Here is a 2,735-nt window from a genome sequence, read left to right as displayed (position 1 = left end):
GATTTAATCGTATGATTTAGAACCATCCAGTCTGAATATCATCTTACTTACAGGGTTGACATAGGCATTTTCAATCCATTTTTCAGATAATGCTTCTACTTTTCTCCATTTATCTTGTAGTAAACTTACATTACTTTGGGTCTGAAATGCAGCTGTAAAGATATTTGTATTATCAAGTACATCTTTGGAATTGATATTATCTATAATGGAAAGTACGCCATTTAATTGTCCTAAAATAGTTGCCCAGCCACCTCTGAGTTTACCAAGTGATTGATTAGCTTTTACAATTTCTGATCTTATATTAACAACGTTTCCCTTTGCCAACACCCAAGACTGATAAATCGCAATTGTTTGCGTCAACTCTATATTAGCGTCTTCAAGTTCTTGTGCTTTATTTTCAAGTCTTTCTTTGAGCTCCAGAGCGTATGCTGTCCCAGCAGACGCTGAACCAATCGCTGCAAGAGTGCCCCATGGGAATAACCAAGCATAGGTAGGTGATGTGCCAGCAACCGTTACCCATTTGGAATATTCATCATTTAATGCATCTTTCTCAGCAATAAGTCGAGCAATTTTTTCTTGTATAGCGCTACCATCATTAGTAAGAATATCTGCATTACGTTCCTCAACCTGATCAAGATTTATTTTCTCTTGCGCTAAGAGATTAATGAAACTTGTGAGTTTATCGCCAAGAGCTTTGCCATCATTATTAAACCTAACAGTATCATCTCTCATTTGGACCAGAAAACCTTTTATCGCACTTTTATACTTATTAAATAGCTCTTCATCTTCAGCTATAGCAGCTTCAGTTAACCGATTTACCATGGTGTATAATACGTTTCCGCTAGTGACTACCGTTCCAGAGTAGCTAGAAAGATCTGCTGCCAGACTAATCATTTGGTCTTTATGACCTTGTGGATCTAGCCACTCTCCAGCTAGGCTATTAATGTTTGAGTAACTTTGCAGTAGATCTGTATAGACACCATCCATCACAACATCATCAGTCATCTGGAATTGGTTGCGCATGTCCTGCTCTGTTATTGGTAAAGCTTTAGCCGTTGTTGCAAAAAACTGAATTTGGATCCACTCATCGGATGATAGAATAAAGCGATCGCCTTCATCGTCATTAATAATAAATTCAGCAATGTTACCCAGAATGTTTTCATCTCCTTCCACGGACTGTTTCATATAGGGTGAATCATGGTTTACCGATAATTCATAAGCATATACGGGCATGTTAATACCAGTTGCTAACATTATCACTAGGGTTTTTATATATTTTCTCATTTATACACTCTCTTTAATGGATTGTTTCTACAGTAATACTTTTAATAAACTGGAGACACTTATTTGTTAATTTACTCCAGTTTTCTTCTAACTCTTTAGCTGTAAACTCAGCTAAAATTGCTGCAATAATATTATCTTGATCTAAATCGCTATCCAATTTACGAATTGATTCTATAACATTTGAAAGTTTTAATTCGACAATACGCCACTCTCCGATTAATAATCCTAAACTATGTGTAGCAGGTTCGATTAATGTATTAGTCTCTGAAATACTTTGTTTAGCCAGTTCCCATGAACGAAATATCTTAGCTCCATGAGTTAATGAGGTTTCGAGGGTGCGCAACTCTGTTAGTTTCTCTTCTCTTAGCCTGTTTACTTCAACAGCTTCTGCACCATATACACCAGCAATTGCGGGGGCAATAAACCACCCCCAAAATGGTACCCAAGCATATGTAGGCGTAGTTGCTGCTATTGTTACTAAACGTGTATACTCTATATTGAGATCGTCGACTTCTTTTCGCAAACGAGTTATATCACTTTTTATTTCATCACCATTATAATTAGTAAGTAGCTCTGAATATTGACTTTCAAGTCTATCTAATTCAATTGACTGTATAGATAAGGTATTATTAAAGTCTATCATCTGATTACGAATAGATTCACATGAAGGTGCTCTTCCTTTTGCGTAACTATGTAATAACTCTAAAATTGGTATGAGTGTAAGTTTTGTATTTTCGAATCCCTCAGAATCTTCTCGTTCAACACATACTTGCAAATACTGAATGCTGGCATAAATCCAAGTCATCAGTGTTGCTTGATTTTCGCACACTCCCGCCATTTTTCTGATTTCTTTAACAAGATTTTCAAATACCGTTTCATTCCAAAATAAAGCAGATGACTTTAACTCTGAGTAGCATGACATTAGCCAATTGAATCCTTGAATATCCCCATCGTCAGGAATGCTAAACTCATATTTAAAATCACTAGCAGTTGTTGGTAAACTTGCAGCATGTTTTGTATAAACTTTTATCTGTAACCATTGTGAATCTGTCAAGATAAGCTGATCAAGCGTGTTGTTAAAAATATTAACTCCAGCAAATGCATCTAGATCATCTTGTTCATAACTTTTTTTTAATAAAATATTCTTATTTATTCCATTACTAGTAGCCATTGATGGAAAAGCAGCCAATATAGAAATGGCAGGCATGCTCTTTATAAAATTTCTTCTTTTCAACTTGTATACCCTTTCATTTTGTTTTGCGTATTATTATGGTGTTAAACATAACATCTAATTTTCCCCTTGCTATTGAATAGTTTTTATTCAACTTTTTTTATATTTACAATATTTTTTATGTTTTTTTATATTGAGTTTTTTTACTTAATAAGCTAAGGTTATCAGTCATTTAACTGTTTGAATTTACGCGGTGTTTATGGCTTGTGATGTGGAAAAT

At 34.8% G+C, this 2,735-nt stretch carries 2 protein-coding genes; both read right to left on the bottom strand.

The window, feature by feature from the left end:
• Positions 1-3: 3 nt before the first annotated feature.
• The gene (locus AACT18_RS00085) at positions 4-1,284 is read right to left on the bottom strand and encodes an alpha-xenorhabdolysin family binary toxin subunit A (protein WP_141138115.1); all 1,281 of its coding nucleotides are present in this window, start codon (positions 1,282-1,284) and stop codon (positions 4-6) included.
• 13 nt (positions 1,285-1,297) lie between these two features.
• Positions 1,298-2,518: an alpha-xenorhabdolysin family binary toxin subunit A gene (locus AACT18_RS00080; protein ID WP_094145919.1), complete on the bottom strand. Its 1,221-nt coding sequence runs from the start codon at positions 2,516-2,518 to the stop codon at positions 1,298-1,300.
• Positions 2,519-2,735: the final 217 nt, after the last annotated feature.

The organism is Vibrio sp. V04_P4A5T148, from assembly GCF_963875605.1.
Classification (GTDB): Bacteria; Pseudomonadota; Gammaproteobacteria; order Enterobacterales; family Vibrionaceae; genus Vibrio; species Vibrio anguillarum.
The sequence above is the reverse complement of the archived record's forward strand: the minus strand, read 5'-3'. Positions and strand labels throughout refer to the sequence as shown.

What these genes read in the sequence shown, in the direction of transcription:
- AACT18_RS00085 (WP_141138115.1), bottom strand. Translation starts at nt 1,284, where the DNA reads ATGAGAAAATATATAAAAACCCTAGTGATAATGTTAGCAACTGGTATT.